Annotated in this window: 13 protein-coding genes; 10 read left to right on the forward strand and 3 right to left on the reverse strand. The window is 61.4% G+C overall.

Features of this window, described 5'->3' with window-relative positions; all coding sequences use genetic code 11:
* The first annotated feature begins 67 nt into the window (after positions 1–67).
* A complete protein-coding gene (locus AC070A_RS27660) occupies positions 68–1,015 on the forward strand; it encodes a polysaccharide pyruvyl transferase family protein (protein ID WP_492384114.1) in 948 nt (315 codons plus the stop codon).
* A gap of 42 nt (positions 1,016–1,057) precedes the next feature.
* On the opposite strand, the gene AC070A_RS27665 is transcribed toward AC070A_RS27660, so the two are convergent.
* Positions 1,058–2,068, reverse strand: coding sequence for a glycosyltransferase family 2 protein (locus tag AC070A_RS27665; protein WP_492384113.1), 1,011 nt, complete (start codon positions 2,066–2,068; stop codon positions 1,058–1,060).
* Positions 2,069–2,292: 224 nt separating this feature from the next.
* Positions 2,293–2,577 carry an exopolysaccharide production repressor protein gene (locus AC070A_RS27670; protein WP_058320938.1) on the reverse strand — a complete coding sequence of 95 codons (285 nt, stop codon included), beginning with the start codon at positions 2,575–2,577 and terminating at the stop codon, positions 2,293–2,295.
* A 733-nt stretch (positions 2,578–3,310) separates the two neighbouring features.
* Between AC070A_RS27670 and AC070A_RS27675 the strand changes: the two genes are divergently transcribed.
* The 4 genes from AC070A_RS27675 to AC070A_RS27690 all read left to right on the forward strand — a co-directional run bounded on the left by AC070A_RS27675 (position 3,311) and on the right by AC070A_RS27690 (position 7,653).
* Positions 3,311–3,991 (forward strand): sugar transferase, encoded by a 681-nt coding sequence (locus AC070A_RS27675; protein ID WP_093233216.1) that lies wholly within the window; start codon positions 3,311–3,313, stop codon positions 3,989–3,991.
* A gap of 73 nt (positions 3,992–4,064) precedes the next feature.
* Positions 4,065–5,336 carry a polysaccharide biosynthesis/export family protein gene (locus tag AC070A_RS27680; protein ID WP_110879206.1) on the forward strand — a complete coding sequence of 424 codons (1,272 nt, stop codon included), beginning with the start codon at positions 4,065–4,067 and terminating at the stop codon, positions 5,334–5,336.
* Between the two features lie 8 nt (positions 5,337–5,344).
* Entirely contained in the window at positions 5,345–6,628 is a 1,284-nt protein-coding gene (locus AC070A_RS27685) for an O-antigen ligase family protein (protein WP_492384112.1), read from the forward strand.
* Between the two features lie 23 nt (positions 6,629–6,651).
* Positions 6,652–7,653, forward strand: a complete 1,002-nt coding sequence (locus AC070A_RS27690) for an acyltransferase family protein (protein ID WP_492384111.1) — start codon at positions 6,652–6,654, stop codon at positions 7,651–7,653.
* Between the two features lie 46 nt (positions 7,654–7,699).
* Here the strand turns inward: AC070A_RS27690 and galE are convergent, their stop codons facing one another.
* The gene (gene galE / locus AC070A_RS27695) at positions 7,700–8,686 is read right to left on the reverse strand and encodes a UDP-glucose 4-epimerase GalE (protein WP_492384110.1); all 987 of its coding nucleotides are present in this window, start codon (positions 8,684–8,686) and stop codon (positions 7,700–7,702) included.
* 333 nt (positions 8,687–9,019) lie between these two features.
* On the opposite strand from galE, the gene AC070A_RS27700 reads away from it, so the two are divergent.
* The 5 genes from AC070A_RS27700 (at position 9,020) to AC070A_RS27720 (ending at position 15,260) form a co-directional block, all read left to right on the forward strand.
* The gene (locus AC070A_RS27700; protein WP_113737157.1) at positions 9,020–10,657 is read left to right on the forward strand and encodes a TIGR04028 family ABC transporter substrate-binding protein; all 1,638 of its coding nucleotides are present in this window, start codon (positions 9,020–9,022) and stop codon (positions 10,655–10,657) included.
* 67 nt (positions 10,658–10,724) lie between these two features.
* Positions 10,725–11,669, forward strand: coding sequence for an ABC transporter permease (locus AC070A_RS27705; RefSeq protein ID WP_492384109.1), 945 nt, complete (start codon positions 10,725–10,727; stop codon positions 11,667–11,669).
* The gene (locus tag AC070A_RS27710; protein WP_113737159.1) at positions 11,666–12,550 is read left to right on the forward strand and encodes an ABC transporter permease; all 885 of its coding nucleotides are present in this window, start codon (positions 11,666–11,668) and stop codon (positions 12,548–12,550) included. The genes AC070A_RS27705 and AC070A_RS27710 overlap by 4 nt, the downstream gene beginning before the upstream one ends.
* Positions 12,547–14,184, forward strand: coding sequence for a dipeptide ABC transporter ATP-binding protein (locus tag AC070A_RS27715; RefSeq protein WP_492384108.1), 1,638 nt, complete (start codon positions 12,547–12,549; stop codon positions 14,182–14,184). Before AC070A_RS27710 ends, AC070A_RS27715 begins: the two co-directional genes overlap by 4 nt.
* A 29-nt stretch (positions 14,185–14,213) precedes the next feature.
* Positions 14,214–15,260, forward strand: coding sequence for a putative FMN-dependent luciferase-like monooxygenase (locus AC070A_RS27720; protein WP_112994953.1), 1,047 nt, complete (start codon positions 14,214–14,216; stop codon positions 15,258–15,260).
* Positions 15,261–15,274: the final 14 nt, after the last annotated feature.

The raw sequence follows: 15,274 nt of genomic DNA on the forward strand, positions 1-15,274 counted from the left end.
CAGGAAGAACAAGACCGCCTGACGCGGCATCCGGACATATCCAGCATTTTGAAAGAAGGGACTGCCCATGAACCCCTACTACTGGGAATCTCAGCACGGTAATTTTGGCGACGACCTCAATCTTTGGCTTTGGGACTTCCTGCTGCCTGGGTTCCGCGACGTTCACGAGGAAATCCTGCTGGTGGGGGTCGGCACCGTGCTCAACCGTGCACTTTTGCCTGACGGTGTCAGAAAGCTCGTTATCGGCAGCGGCTTCGGCTACGGCACCTTGCCAGACATGCGCGATCCGAAGGAATGGGATATCCGCTGTGTTCGAGGTCCGCTGACCGCCGGGAAGATCGGCATCGCGCCTGAACTCGGCATCGTCGATCCCGCCGTGATGGTCGCGGAGATGCCCGAGTTCCAAAACCTGCCGAAGCTCCACAAACGCAGTTTCGTTCCGCATTGGGAAAGCGCCATTGCTGGCATGTGGCCGGTCACCTGCGGTACCGTTGGCCTGCACTATATCGACCCGCGGGGCGAAGCCAAAAGCGTGATCCGCGAGATTGCCCAATCCGAACTCATCATCGCCGAATCGATGCATGGCGCCATTCTCGCAGACGCCTTTCGCGTGCCATGGGTGGCCGTCACCACGTCCGAGAGCATCAACAGCTTCAAGTGGAACGACTGGGCAAGCACCGTCGGCGTTCACTACCAGCCCCGCCACGTGCCGGTCTCGAGCCGTGCCGAAGCCATGATCAAGGGCGAGCGCTTCTGGGGTATGGGCTTCGAGGCACAGACGCTGGCTGATGTGCCGAATCTGCGCCCCGTCGATCACAATGTGATGGTGGCGGTGGCTGAGCCGAGACAGACCTTTTTGCGCAGCGCTGCCAAGCAGGTTCTCGCCGCCCCTTCGACGCTTGCACTTTGGCAGGCAATCCGGGCGGCGCCGCAATTGAGCAGCGACGGCCGACTTGCCGAGCGCAAGGACCGTTTTCTGGAGGCTCTTGCGGCCGTGCGTCGCGCGTATTTCTGACGATACGGCCACGGCACCCAGAAAGTGCCGTGGCCTAAATGACTATTGGTGACCGTCCGCAGTGGGGGAAAGCAGGTAACGCAACCCTCCGGAACCACCGAGCGCGGCCGGAGCATCCGAGTGAGGCTGTTTGAAGCGCTCGGTCTTGTCGGCAAGGATGCCGACCGTGACCGCAGGAACGGCATCGGGTTGGCGCAGGAGGTAGCCTATGGCTGCCGCCGCGCCGCGTTCTCTCTTCAGATCGAGAAAGTGCCGGTGCTGATAACGGTCCTTGATATGCCGCTCATGCCTTCGGATGGCGGCCGCAGCCTCGCTCTCCAATGTATTTGCGGCCAGGATAATCCGGTCGGCCTCGTAGAGGCGCTTGAGATCCTCGGTGCGGTGGCTGCCGCTCAATGAATTGCTGCGGACGGTGGCCGCATAACCACAACTGCGGATAACCTTGTAGCGCGCGCCCTTTGCCAGGGCGCGGAGATAGAGATCGTAATCCTCGCCTAATCGAAGCGTTTCCCGGTAGCGGATGGCGTGGCCCTCCAGGAAGTGGCGGCGCATCAGCGGCTTTAAAAACCCGACCTCGCCGCGCTTCACGCCGCGCCGGGAGATGTTGCCTTCAACGAAGTCGATCAGGCTGAGCAGGCGGGGCTGCGGTTTGAACTCATCGATCTTCTGGGCGACGTCGGTCGCTGCGGCCTCGTCGATGAAGGCGATGTTGTCGGCGATAAAGTCCCAATCGTCTTCCGCAAGCAGCCGACCGAGACGACCCGGCAGGAAGAAATCGTCCGCGTCGAGGATTGCAAGCACCGGTGAACGGCTGATCGAAATGGCATGGTTGCGGGCGGCCGAAGGCCCACGATTGCTTTCGAAGCGGACGATCGTCAGGCGCCCGCTCAGATCGTCGGCAGAGCGCGCGGCCGCCTCGGTGTCATCCGTCGAGCCATCGTCGATCACCACCACCTCGGCGCTTTCCGGTTCTGCCAGGGCCGATGCAACGGCTCGGGCAATGGTTGCTTCGGCATTCTTTGCGGCGATGATGACGCAGACGTCTGTGGTCATGAGGGCCTCCAGCATCGTGTCGAACGGGCAGTTCGCTTGTCTTTGCGAGCTCTGCGGTATTTCGGTTCCAGCGCGGCTCCGCTTCTTGGGTTAGCCGCAGCCACGCGACGTCGCCAGGATGGCAACGGCCGAACCATGCAGGGCGATCGTGTCGCAAACGCGTCAAATCTGAGATTTTCTCGAGTACCGCCGTGTGGCCCGCCGAGCGCGGAGACCAGCCTTGATCAGCGATTAAAGTGGCCGGGTCGATGGAGGCGGCGCGGCGCGGTCTTGGCGGCCGACTTGTCGTCGCCGGCCAATTGCGCCATCTCGGCGGCCTGTCTTTCCTTCTCCCGCGCCTTCTTCCACACCAGGTAAAGCACGGCGAAGAAATAGCCGACCTGCATCAGGACGGCGCATATGACGGTCTGGATAAGCGTCGACGCCAGCGAGCCGTTTAGGAAATAGGTAACGATCGCAAACACGGCCAAGGCGCCGAGCATGCTCACAAGAACGCGCGGTGCGTACATAGCGCTACCTCGCGCTCGGTTCTGTCGTCGATGTCGTCATCGGAGTTCGGCCTTTCCTCCTCAGGATTCCAATATATTGGCAGCGCCCTTTCGCTTCAACCGCCAAAAGCCCGCACCCTGCTGCCACTGTGCCTCCAAAGTCTTTATGTCGCGTTTAGAGCATTCGAATCAATTTGGCCGTTTTTCGATCCCGCATCGATTCGACCGTTGCGACTCCGTGGCAATCCAAAGGCAGTTCCTCCACCATCCGGCGTCTTGTCGTGACCGCACCGCCCGCTGGTTGCTGTTTGGGCAACGATTGCGATCACCTTTTGTTACGAAATTAACTTTTGGTGTCCCGCCGCGCGTGCGGCGCAAAAACTTGCCGCATTGCAGCATTTCATCGGAAAGACTGACGCCTGCCAATTTTTATCGGCGCCAAGACACATGCTTGCAGGTGAACGCAAACATAACAGATACAAAGATATATTCGCTTTTCGGAAACGTAGTTGCGCGCCAACGATACAATACACGAAAGCTCCGAACGTAAGACTTTATCGTCTCATAATATATCGGCTGGCTGGATGGAAATATTACATATCAGAAATCAGTGATATTCGTCATTTGGGCGCCTACCGGGTACCCGCCACTATTTCGCCCTCAAAAGACAAATTCTCACCACACACTCTTTCTTGAATAAGAGCGCTCCCTTTCGAGGGACCGACCAATCGCCAACCTAAATGGAGTTATCTCTATGAAGTCTGCGACCCGATCGGCCAGTTCGCCGTTTTTCAGTGCCGCAGAGACTGCAGCGCTCCCGCCCGTGGGTGGCATTTCGAAGCGAGGCTTCGATATCTTTGCCGCTTCACTGGCGCTCGTCTTTCTGAGCCCGCTCTTCTTGATGCTGGTTGCGCTCGTCAAGTTCTCCGACGGCGGCAGCATCTTTTATGGCCATCGCCGTATCGGTCATAACGGGAAGTCTTTCCGTTGCCTGAAGTTCCGCACAATGCGGCCGGACGGTGATCGGATTCTGCAGGAGTATCTTAGAAGCAATCCTGCGGCCTATGAGGAGTGGCGCGCGACGCGCAAGCTGCAGGATGACCCCAGAGTCACCGTCGTCGGCAGCGTTTTGCGCAAGCTGAGCCTCGACGAACTGCCGCAGCTCATCAACATCGTCCGCGGTGAAATGAGCATCGTCGGCCCGCGGCCGGTGGTGCTGGATGAGCTGGAGCTCTACGACCAAGCTGCTGTCTACTACCTGCAATCGCGCCCCGGTCTTACCGGCCTGTGGCAGATCAGCGGACGCAACGACGTTTCCTACGCGGCTCGGGTCGCGTTCGATACCCATTATGTCCAGAACTGGTCCTTGCTGAGCGACTTCTCCATCGTCGTGAAGACCATTCCAGCCGTTTGCTTCTCGCGCGGCAGCTACTGACGGATCAGCGCCTTCGCACCCGCGCGACCGATAGGTCGACCGCGGGATCGGCGTCTTTTAACGGGAACCTCATATGAACAAACACGCTCCGTCAGGGAAGTCCTGGATTTCCCGCAAGGTGTCTCGTTTCCTTCACCACACGGTCCTGGTTGCCGCGGTGGTCCTCGGCGCCACTCAAGCCGGCGCCGAGGAATATCAGCTTGGCACTATGGACAAGCTCAAGATTCGCGTCGCCGAGTGGCAAACCGCCGAAGGCGCTGTGCGCGATTGGTCGGTTGTCACTGGCGAATACACCGTCGGGCCGTCCGGCGCGCTGTCGTTGCCGTTCATCGGCGATCTGCCGGCGGCCGGCAAGACGACCACCGAGGTCGGAGAAGCGATCGGTGAGAAGATGCAGACCCTGTTCGGTCTACGCGATCGCCCGTCCGCCTCCGTCGAACTTGCACAATACCGCCCGCTTTATCTTTCTGGCGAGGTCGAAAAGCCTGGCGAATATCCCTTCGCACCCAATCTGACGGTGCTGAAGGCGATAAGCCTCGGCGGCGGATTGCGTCGCTCCGAAAGCGGGCAACGTTTCGCCCGCGACTATATCAACGCTCACGGCGATTCGAGCGTGCAAACGGCCGAACGCAACCGGCTGCTGATCCGGCGAGCCAGGCTTCAGGCCGAGATTGCCGACAAGCAGGGCATCGAATTGCCGAAGGACCTCCAGGGCGTACCCGGTATCGACAAACTTCTTGCGAACGAGACGGCCCTGATGAGCTCGCGCGACAGGAGGCAGAAGCTGCAACTGAAGTCGCTCGCCGACTTAAAGGCATTGCTGGAAAGCGAAATCCAGTCGCTGGCAAAGAAAGCGGAAACGCAGAACCGCCAGATGGAGCTCGCTGCGGAAGACCGCGAGAAGGTCGAGAGCCTGGCCGAAAAGGGGCTGGCGCTCAGCCAGCGCAAGCTCTCGCTGGAGCAACGGGTCGCCGAACTGCAATCTGCCTTGCTCGACATCGACACGGCCTCGCTCAAGGCGAAGCAGGATGTCAGCAAGGCGGCGCAGGACGAAACCAATCTTCGCAACGATTGGGATGCGCAGCTGGCGCAGGATCTCCAGAACACCGAAGCGGAACTCGACACGCTGCAGATCAAGCTCGGCACCAGCCGCGACCTGATGGCCGAAGCCCTGCTGCAATCGGCGGAAGCGGCACAATCGAAGGACAATACGGCAGACGCCGTCATCGCCTATTCGATCATCCGTGAACGTGACGGCAAGCCGACCGAGATCGCTGCCGATGAAAACACGCCGGTGTTGCCGGGCGACGTGATCAAGGTTCAAGCCAACCTCGCGACGCAGTAGGATCGACCGTGAGAATTGCGAAGTCGAGCTTGATATCGCCTGATCGCAATGGTGCCTATGGCACCGTTGCGATTGCGCTGTCGTTCTTCGTCTTCGCCTATTCGTCTCGCTTCGGGCAGGCGTCGATCCTGCTTTACTACGGACTGTGGCTGCCGCTGGTGCTTGTCGATTACCGTCGCGTGCTCGGCAACTACGGCAGGCGTCTGTGGATCCTCGGCTTTGCCGTCTTTGCCTGTCTGTCGGTCTTCTGGTCGGCGGCACCCTCGATGACGGCCCGCACCGGGATCCAATATCTGTCGCATGTCGTTTGCGCCCTGATCGCCATGAGGCTCATCGACATCAGAACGCTGACGCGCGGCGCGATCGCGGGCATCGGGATCGTGCTCGTCTATTCCCTGCTCTTTGGTGTCTACCATCTCGATCCGCTCGACGGCACATACAGCTTCGTCGGCGCCTTCGCCTCGAAGAACCAGCTGGGTTTCTACGCCTCGCTCGGCATCTACTTCGCCTTCATTGCGCCTGTCGCTCTTGGGGAGCGACGCTTGTGGCTGCTGGCATCCGGCGCGCTTGGGCTGCTTGCGGCCTATTCGCTACTCGCTTCGCAATCGGCCACGTCCGTCTTGACCAGCGCCGTGATCATCGGGCTCTGGCTTGGCATGCGCGTCGTCGGCCTGCTCTCGCCCGGCCACCGCAAGGGTCTGTTTCTTGCAGCTGTCATCTGTGGGGCGTTGGTTGCTGTCGCGGGCATCTATGGCGGCGGCGTCGATCTGGTGCTTGGTCTCTTCGGCAAGGATTCGACGCTGACCGGGCGCACCTATCTGTGGCAGCAGGGCATCGAAGCTGCCATGGCATCGCCGGTGGTCGGCGTCGGCTACCAGGCCTATTGGGTTCAGGGCTTCTCTGAGGCCGAACGCCTCTGGGAAGAATTCTTCATCTCGACGCGCTCGGGCTTCCATTTCCACAACACCTTCATCGAGGCGATCGTGGAAACAGGTGCAATCGGGCTTATCCTGCTATCGGGCATTCTGCTGACGACCGTTCTCGGCCATATCAAGCGCCTCTTGACGGAGGACCACGATACCCAGTCCTCGGTGCTCTTCGGTATCGCGATGTTGCTGCTGGTGCGCTCTTTCGTCGAGATCGACATCATGAACCCCTACCATGTCGGGTCGTTCCTGCTCTATTTCGCCGCCGGCAAACTGACGTTGCAGCAACCCCGGCCGGAAGCGCGCTCGGCTGAGGTCCGCAGAGCGCGGGTCGTGCCGCAGGGTATGCCGCAGCTGAGGTACTGATGAGCCGGACCAACGGGGGCGCGATGACCACAATCTACGGGATCCAGTACCTGCGTGCCGTTGCAGCGCTCGGCGTTGTCGTCTTTCATGCGGCCGAGCGCACCGGGCATCATTTCGCGATCGGCGCTGCCGGCGTCGACATCTTCTTTGTCATCAGCGGTTTCATCATGAGGGTGATCAGCGAGCGCAAGCCAATGTCGCCGATCTCTTTCCTGCGTGACCGCGTTCAAAGGATCGCGCCGGTCTATTGGCTGGCGACAGCCGTCATGGTTCTTGGCGACCTTGCCGGGCTTTTCCCCAATCTCGTTCTTAGCCCCACCCACGTGGTGGCATCGCTCTTGTTTGTCCCAATGGCCTCTCCAAGCACCGGTGAGGTGTGGCCGGTGCTCGTCCAAGGCTGGACGCTGAACTACGAGATGTTCTTCTACGCCGTCTTCGCTTTGACTCTCTTGCTGCCGCGGTCGCGTCGACTACTGGCGATCACCGCATGCTTCCTGCTGCTGGTCGGCTTGGGTTTTGCCATCGACAGCGACGATGCGCTGTTGGCGACCTATATGCGGCCGATCATCCTCGAATTCGTGGCCGGTATGATCGTAGCCGAACTGTGGCTACGGGACAGGGTACCGGGAAGCAATGCCGGCATGGCGCTCGTTGCAATCGCGATTGCAGGTTTTTCGGCGCTGGCCGTGTTTCGTCTGCCTTTCGACGAGTTCGTGCTTGGGCCTTTGGCCGTCATGCTTGTCGTCGGCACCTTGGCGCTCGAAAGTCGTGGCTGGTTTCGCCCGCGTGGATTGCCGATGCTTCTCGGCGATGCGTCCTATTCCATCTATCTCTGGCACACCTTCGCCATATCGGTTGTGGTGAAGATCTGTGCCAGGGCGGGTGTCGACCTCGCTCTATCGGCGTTCCTCGCCGTCGTATTGGGAACTGCATTGGGCGTCGCCGCCTATCTGCTTCTCGAAAAGCCGCTGACGCGACGTTTGCGCTCGCGGATCGTACCGAGGCCGTTGCGGCAGGCGGCGTAAGTCTTCCGGTGCGGCGCCTGAAACGCCGCACCGATTCAGCAATTCATCAGGCGCCCTGGTTGCGACGCGAATGCCAGTTCCAGGCGGTGCGGGTGATATCCGACAGATCGTATTGCGGGACCCAGCCGAGAATGTCGCGTGCCTTGTCGTTGTTGGCGACGAGCGTCGTGGAATCGCCCTCGCGACGTTCGACCCGGTCGATATTGAACTCGCGGCCGGAGACGTCGGCAATCGCCGTCAAGAGCTCCTTGACGGTCGTGCCCGTACCCGTGCCGAGATTGAGCTCGACGCTGTCGCCGCCGGCAAGCAGATATTCGACAGCGCGCACATGCGCGTCGGCCAGATCAAGCACGTGGATATAGTCGCGCACGCAGGTGCCGTCGCGCGTGTCGTAGTCCGTGCCGAAGATCTTGAAGCTTTGCCGGCGGCCAAGGGCAGCGTCGATCGCAAGCGGGATCGCGTGCGTCTCGGGCTCGTGCCACTCGCCGATGCGGCCTTCCGGATCGGCGCCCGCGGCGTTGAAGTAGCGAAGGATCACCGAACGAAGACCCTTGTACTGGCCATAGTCCTTCAGCGCCTGCTCGCACACCCATTTTGTCCGGCCGTAGGGGTTGATCGGCGCCTGGCGGTGCTGCTCGTCGATCGGCACGCTTTCCGGCAGGCCGTAGGTGGCGCAGGTCGATGAGAAGACGAAGGCCTCGACGCCGGCGGCGAGCGCGCCCGAAAGCAGGGTGAGGGTGCCGATGACGTTGTTGTCGTAGAAGGAGACCGGATCCTTGACTGATTCACCGACCTCGATCATCGCGGCAAAATGCAGGATGGCGCGCGGCTTGTGGCGGGCGAGGACCTCGTCGAGCCGCTGGCGATCACGGATATCACCCTTTTCGAGCACGCCCCATTTGACGAATTCCTCGTGACCGTTCGACAGGTTGTCATAGACGACGGGTTCGAACCCCTTGTTGGCAAGTTCGAGGCAGGTGTGCGAGCCGATATAGCCGGCACCGCCGACGACGAGGACTTTGTTACTTTCCATGATGCTTTTCGATCCCTGGGAGGTTCAAAGGAATTGCCGAGTTTTTTCAACGGATAATGACAGGCTTGTCAATGCCGGCCGCAATCAAGCACGTGTCCATGTCGCGCGTGTGGCGGGTGGGCACAGGGCGGCTTTTCCACAAAGACGAGATGCTCGGAGCATGTCGAGATCGACGTGAATTTGCACGCCGGGGACAATTATCTCAGCCTTGCCTGCGAGCGAGATGCTTCTTTCCCATCCGTCGAAACATATAGCATATTAATTTACTAGATTTAATTGATAATGCCGCTGGCAGTCGTACCATAGCCTTCGGATTTTCGAAGGAAGGCTCTCATGACGACGAAACTGAAACGGCTTGCGCTCACCCTCGCGACGCTCGCGGCGACCGGCCTGACCCACGTGGGTGCCCACGCCGAAGGCACGGAGCCGGTAAAAGGCGGGACGCTGATCTATCTGGAGCAGCAAGCCCATACCAATCTCTATCCCCCGGCAGGCGGCTTTTATCCGAACGGCGGTATCCTCAATCAGATCACCGACAAGCTGACCTATCAGAACCCGAAGACGCTTGAGATCGAACCGTGGATCGCCGAATCCTGGACGGTCAATGCTGATGCGACCGAATACACGTTCAAGATCCGCCCGGGCGTCACTTTTTCCGACGGCACGCCACTCGACGCGGCGGCCGTCGCCAAGAATTACGACGTGTTCGGTCTTGGCAACAAAGCACTGAAGCACCCCGTTTCCGAAGTCATCAACAACTATGAGCGCAGCGAAGTCGTCGACCCGCTGACCGTCAAATTCTATTTCAAGCGACCTTCGCCGGGCTTCCTGCAGGGAACATCCGTTATTGGCTCCGGGCTTGTCGCCGCCAGCACACTCGCGCTTCCCTTCGAAGAGCTTGGCGATGCGACCAAAATTATCGGCTCCGGTCCCTTCGTGGTCGAGAGCGAGACGATTGGCAAGGAGCTGAACCTCAAGGCGCGCGAAGAGTATGTTTGGGGTCCCGCGAAGCTCGAGCACCAGGGCCGCGCCTATCTCGATGGCATCACCTATATCATCACCGGCGAAGACAGCGTGCGCATCGGTGCGCTGCTTGCGGGCCAGGCAGATTTCATCCGCCAGGTCCAGGCCTATGACGAGAGCCAAGTCGAGGCACAGGACTACCAGATCTACGCACCATCGACACGCGGCGTGAACAACAGCGTCGTTTTCCGGCCGGACAATCCGCTCGTGGCCGACATCAAGGTGCGCCAGGCGCTGCTGCACGCGACCGATGCCAAGGAAATCGTCACGACGCTGTTTTCTGCCAACTATCCGCAGGCGACCTCTATCATCGCGTCCTCCGCGCTCGGCTACAAGGATATCTCGGCAAAGCTCGCTTTTGATCCGCAGAAAGCCAAGGCGCTGCTCGACGAGGCCGGCTGGTCGGTCGGATCCAACGGCCTGCGCCAGAAGGACGGCAAGGAACTTGTGCTGACCGCTTACGAATCTCTGCCGCAACCGCAGAACAAGGAGACGCTGCAACTGGTCGCCCAGCAATGGGGCAAGGTTGGCGTGAAGCTTAACGTTCTTGCCGGCGATAGTGGCAGCAGGACGGTCGACGATCTCGATCCGCTGAAGACGCCCGTCTCGCCGGCGATGGTCGGTCGCGCCGACCCCGACGTGATCAAGAGCCAGTACTACCCGAAGAACCGCGACGTGCTGCGCCAGAAGGGTGGCCTCAGCGACAAGGTCCAGAGCTTCGTCGACGACAAGCTGAATGGTCTGCTCGACTCCCTGGCCTCCGAGCCGGATCGTGCAAAGCGCCTCGCGATCGCCGGCGAAATCCAGGATTACGTCGTGGACCAGGCCTATGCGATCCCGATCTTCGAGGAACCGCAGGCCTACGCCGGCGCCCCTTACGTCCAGGGCGTCGCCTTCGAGGCAGTCGGTCGTCCAAGCTTCTACAGCACCTGGCTCGCCGAGCATTGATCGACCCGCGGCCACCGCGCTCGCGGTGGCCGCCACTCCCCGAAATTCGCGTGCAGAGGATTGGATCATGTCCGCCTATTTGCTCAATCGCGTCGGACAGGCGCTCTTCGTCCTGTGGGCCGCATTCACGATCTCCTTCGTGCTGCTGCAGGCGATGCCCGGCGATGCGATCCTCATCAAGTTCCAGAACCCCGATCTTGGACTGACCGCGCAACAGGTCGCCGAAATCCGGGCGTCCTATGCCGCCGACAGCCCGGTTCTCGTTCAGTACGTGCAGACGATCGGCAAATTCCTGACCGGCGACTTCGGCTACTCCATTCAGGCGGGCGTTCCGGTCAGCAGCTTGCTCGCAGCCCATCTGCCGGCAACGTTGAAACTCGCCACGCTTGGCTTCCTCCTTGCCTCCGTGCTGGCGATCCTCATCGCCTTCCTCTCAAGTCTGACGCCGTTCACCTGGCTGCGCGGAGTGCTGCAATCCGTTCCTTCGCTCTTCATCTCGATCCCCACCTTTTGGCTTGGGATCATGTTGATCCAGATCTTTTCCTTCCGCCTGAAGCTCGTTCCGGTCATCAATCCCGGCCCCTGGCAGGAACTGATCCTGCCCGTCTTCACGCTCGCGGTGCCGATTTCTGCACCGCTCGCCCAGGTGCTTGTGCGCAACATCGACGACGTGATGACGCGGCCCTTCGTCGGCGTCGCCCGTGCCAAAGGCGCGAACCGTCACTGGATTCTCTGGCGGCATGTGGCGAAGAATGCGCTCCTCCCGACACTGACCATTGCGGGCGTGCTCTTCGGTGAACTGATCGCCGGGGCCGTGGTGACGGAAACCGTCTTCGGGCTCAACGGCATCGGCGGCCTTACCGAACGGGCCGTCGGCAGCCAGGATGCTGCCGTCCTCCAGGCCATCGTCGTGCTCTCAGCGCTCGCATTCGTGATCATCAATCTTGTCGTGGACCTGCTCTATCCTGTGCTCGATCCGCGCCTCAGGACAAAAGTCGGAGTTGCCGCATGACCACCTTCGATACGCTTCACGACGACATCGCTGCGGATGCAATGCGGCAGACCCAAGGACGGCGCTCTCGCGTGGCCTCGACGTTACGCCGCGTGCCTCCGGGACTGGCCTTGTCCTGGTTCATCCTGGCGACGGTTTTCCTCTGGGCAGTCGCCCCCTCGCTCTTCACAGGCTACAACCCGCTCGAGGGCGTGGGTGGCGCGCAGTTGAAGCGCCCCAGCGCAGAACATCTGCTCGGGACCGATGCTCTCGGACGCGACCTCTACGCGCGCATCGTCCATGGTGCCGTGCATTCGCTGACGGGTGCCTTTGTCGCCGTTGGCCTCGGTCTTATCGTGGGCACCGGGCTCGGCGTGGTCGCCGGCTCCGTCCGGCGTCGCTTTGATGACGCGATCATGCGGCTTGTCGATGTTTTCCTGTCGATCCCGCCATTGCTGCTTTCGCTCAGCATCATCATCCTGCTCGGCTTCGGCACGGTGAATGCGGCTATTGCCGTCGGCGTCACCTCGGTCGCGGGCTTCGCCAGACTGGCCCGGGCCGAAGTCGTGCGTGTACGCCGCAGTGACTATGTCGAGGCGGCCTTCGGCAGCGGCGGCACGTTTGCATCGGTGCTTTGGCGGCACATCCTGCCGAACTCGCTCACTTCAGTTCTCGCCTTCGCATCGCTGCAGTTCGGCTCGGCGGTCCTGCAAATCTCGACACTCGGATTTCTCGGCTATGGCGCGCCACCGCCGACGCCCGAATGGGGCCTGCTGATCGCAGAAGGCCGCAACTACATCTCGACGGCCTGGTGGCTGACGACAGCGCCCGGCGTCGTGGTCGTTCTGGTCGTATTGGCCGCCAATCGGGTCAGCCAATCTTTCGGAAAGGCCGCAGCATGACCGTGTTCCCTCAGCAGGTGTCGCCCGTTCTCGAAGTCGAGGCACTATGCATCGCCTATGGTGATGGAACTGCGGAACGACGCGCCGTCCACGATGTTTCCTTCAGCATCAATCCTGGCGAAGTCGTTGCCCTTGTTGGCGAATCCGGCTCCGGCAAGACCACCACGGCGCAGTCGATCATCGGTCTGCTCGCTCAGAATGGTCGCGTCGAACGCGGTGGCATCAAGCTCAACGGAACCGACATTGCCCGATGGACCGATCGGCAACTGGAAACGGTACGTGGCGCCAGGATCAGCCTGGTGCCGCAGGATCCGGGAAACTCTCTTAACCCGGTCAAGACCATCGGCGCGCAGGTGGGCGAGATCTTCCGGATCCACGGTGCGCTGCGCCCTGACGAGATCGACGATCGCGTCATTTCCCTGCTTGCCCGTGTGGGCCTGAGCGAGCCGGCATTGCGGGCGCGGCAATATCCACACGAACTGTCGGGTGGCATGCGCCAGCGCGTGCTGATCGCGATCGCCATTGCCCTGAAACCGCAGTTGATCATCGCCGATGAGCCGACGAGTGCGCTCGACGTCACGGTGCAGAAACGCATTCTCGATCTGATCGATGAACTGCGAGTCGAGTACGGCACTGCCGTACTTCTCGTGACCCACGATCTCAGCGTCGCCGCCGACCGCGCTGATCGCATAGTCGTTCTCAAGGACGGGCGAATTCAGGAACAAGGCGCAGCCAGCGTCGTTCTCGCCGCCCCGCGCAGCCCTTACACACGACAACTGCTTGCGGCTGCACCGTCTTTCGCAAGCCCCGTGTCCAGGCCGGGGGCCAGTTGGGCAGCATCAGGGGTTCACGACGATATTGTCGTCGTCGACGGTCTTGTTCGCGAATTTGCGGGCGAGGGCAAAAGCCGGTTTCGCGCGGTCGACGATCTGAGCTTTCGTGTCCGTCGCGGGTCGACCCACGCGATCGTTGGTGAGTCCGGTTCGGGAAAGACGACGACCATCAGAAGTATCGTTGGCTTCGACAAACCGACCGCTGGGCGGATCGAAATCGACGGAACAGATCTCTCCCGTCTTGTCGGGGAGGATCTCCGGCAGTTCCGGCGCAAGATCCAGTTCGTCTACCAGAACCCCTACGGATCGCTCGACCCACGCCAAAGCATCCTGCAAATCGTGGCAGAGCCCCTGCTCAATTTCAGCCGACTCAAGCGCAGCGATCGCGAGGAGAAGGCGAGGGCGATACTCTCCCGGGTCGGGCTGCCCGAAGACGCGGTTGCGCGACGACCACACGCGCTGTCCGGTGGCCAGCGCCAGCGGGTCGCGATCGCCAGGGCACTTGTGCTCGATCCTCAGGTTCTGGTGCTGGACGAAGCGGTATCCGCTCTGGATGTGAGCGTCCAGGCGCGCATTCTCGCCCTGCTCCAGGAACTGCAGAGCGATCTCGGCCTGACCTACCTCTTCGTGTCCCACGACCTCGCCGTGGTGCGCCAGATCTCCGACACCGTTTCCGTCCTGAGAGATGGGCGCCTCGTCGATGGTGGGGTGGTTTCTGACGTCTTCGAACATCCAAGCGGCGACTACACCCGCGAGCTGATCAACGCCATCCCCGGGCAAAGCCCCCGGGCCGCTGCCTGATGCGGCGGGAATTATGAACAGGACTGACCATGACACAGACCACCCCACGCAAGCGCCTTGGCTTTTTCACACGTGTGCTCGACGACGTTCCCGCCGGCACCCGCTATTACTACGCCAAGGAGCAGATCGTGACCGCCGAGCGCTTCGGCTTCGATACCGCCTGGGTGGCGCAGCATCACTTCCATGCTGATGAAGGCGGTCTGCCCGCGCCTCTTGTTTTCCTCGCTCATGTAGCAGCCGAAACGACGCGCATCCGCCTCGGCACGGGCGTCATCACCCTGCCGCTCGAAAACCCGATCCGGGTGGCGGAAGACGCAGCGGTTTTCGATTTGCTTTCCGGGGGCCGCCTGGAGGTCGGATTCGGCACAGGCGGAACGCCGTCGTCCTTCACCGCCTTCGGCCTTGAAAGCGCCGAGCGTGGTGCGGTCTTTGGTCGGCATCTCCAAACCGTGCTTGATGCCTGGGCCGGCCGAGCGCTTGCCGGCGGGGATCGTCTCTATCCCGCAGCGCCGCAACTGCTCGATCGCACCTGGCAGGCAACCTTCTCGGTCGCCGGCGGCGAGCGCGCCGGTCGCGCTGGCGACGGTCTGATGCTGTCGCGCACGCAGCCGCGGCCGCAGGACAAGCCGAACGCCTCGTTGGCGGAACTACAGAACCCGATCATCGACGCCTATCTGCATGCGCTTCCCTCCGGTCGCGCGCCCCGCATCCTCGGGTCCCGCAGCCTGTTTGTCGCCGATAGCCGTGCTGAAGCGCTGCGCCTGGCGGAGATCGGGCTGAACCGCGGTGCAGAACGCTTGATCGCCGCCGGCCACAAGGTTGCCGGCAACTCCCTTGCCGATCTGATCGCCGCATTCGACGTCCATGTCGGATCGGTGGACGACGTCATCGAAAGCCTCAGCCGCGACGAGACCCTGGAGCGCGTCACCGACCTCGTGTTCCAGGTTCACTCCGTCGATCCGCCGCACCCTTTGATCCTTCGTTCGATCGAATTGATCGCGACCAAGGTTGCGCCAGCGCTCGGCTGGTCGCCGCAGGAGAAGTTCCACGCGCGCCGGTTTGGTGCCGTCGGTTGAGACTGAGCGCCGAT

This window comes from Ensifer sp. GW101-20A05 (assembly GCF_059424735.1).

What these genes read in the sequence shown, in the direction of transcription:
- AC070A_RS27690 (WP_492384111.1), top strand. Translation starts at nt 6,652, where the DNA reads ATGACCACAATCTACGGGATCCAGTACCTGCGTGCCGTTGCAGCGCTC.
- galE (WP_492384110.1), bottom strand. Translation starts at nt 8,686, where the DNA reads ATGGAAAGTAACAAAGTCCTCGTCGTCGGCGGTGCCGGCTATATCGGC.
- AC070A_RS27700 (WP_113737157.1), top strand. Translation starts at nt 9,020, where the DNA reads ATGACGACGAAACTGAAACGGCTTGCGCTCACCCTCGCGACGCTCGCG.
- AC070A_RS27715 (WP_492384108.1), top strand. Translation starts at nt 12,547, where the DNA reads ATGACCGTGTTCCCTCAGCAGGTGTCGCCCGTTCTCGAAGTCGAGGCA.
- AC070A_RS27710 (WP_113737159.1), top strand. Translation starts at nt 11,666, where the DNA reads ATGACCACCTTCGATACGCTTCACGACGACATCGCTGCGGATGCAATG.
- AC070A_RS27705 (WP_492384109.1), top strand. Translation starts at nt 10,725, where the DNA reads ATGTCCGCCTATTTGCTCAATCGCGTCGGACAGGCGCTCTTCGTCCTG.
- AC070A_RS27675 (WP_093233216.1), top strand. Translation starts at nt 3,311, where the DNA reads ATGAAGTCTGCGACCCGATCGGCCAGTTCGCCGTTTTTCAGTGCCGCA.
- AC070A_RS27680 (WP_110879206.1), top strand. Translation starts at nt 4,065, where the DNA reads ATGAACAAACACGCTCCGTCAGGGAAGTCCTGGATTTCCCGCAAGGTG.
- AC070A_RS27665 (WP_492384113.1), bottom strand. Translation starts at nt 2,068, where the DNA reads ATGACCACAGACGTCTGCGTCATCATCGCCGCAAAGAATGCCGAAGCA.
- AC070A_RS27670 (WP_058320938.1), bottom strand. Translation starts at nt 2,577, where the DNA reads ATGTACGCACCGCGCGTTCTTGTGAGCATGCTCGGCGCCTTGGCCGTG.
- AC070A_RS27720 (WP_112994953.1), top strand. Translation starts at nt 14,214, where the DNA reads ATGACACAGACCACCCCACGCAAGCGCCTTGGCTTTTTCACACGTGTG.
- AC070A_RS27660 (WP_492384114.1), top strand. Translation starts at nt 68, where the DNA reads ATGAACCCCTACTACTGGGAATCTCAGCACGGTAATTTTGGCGACGAC.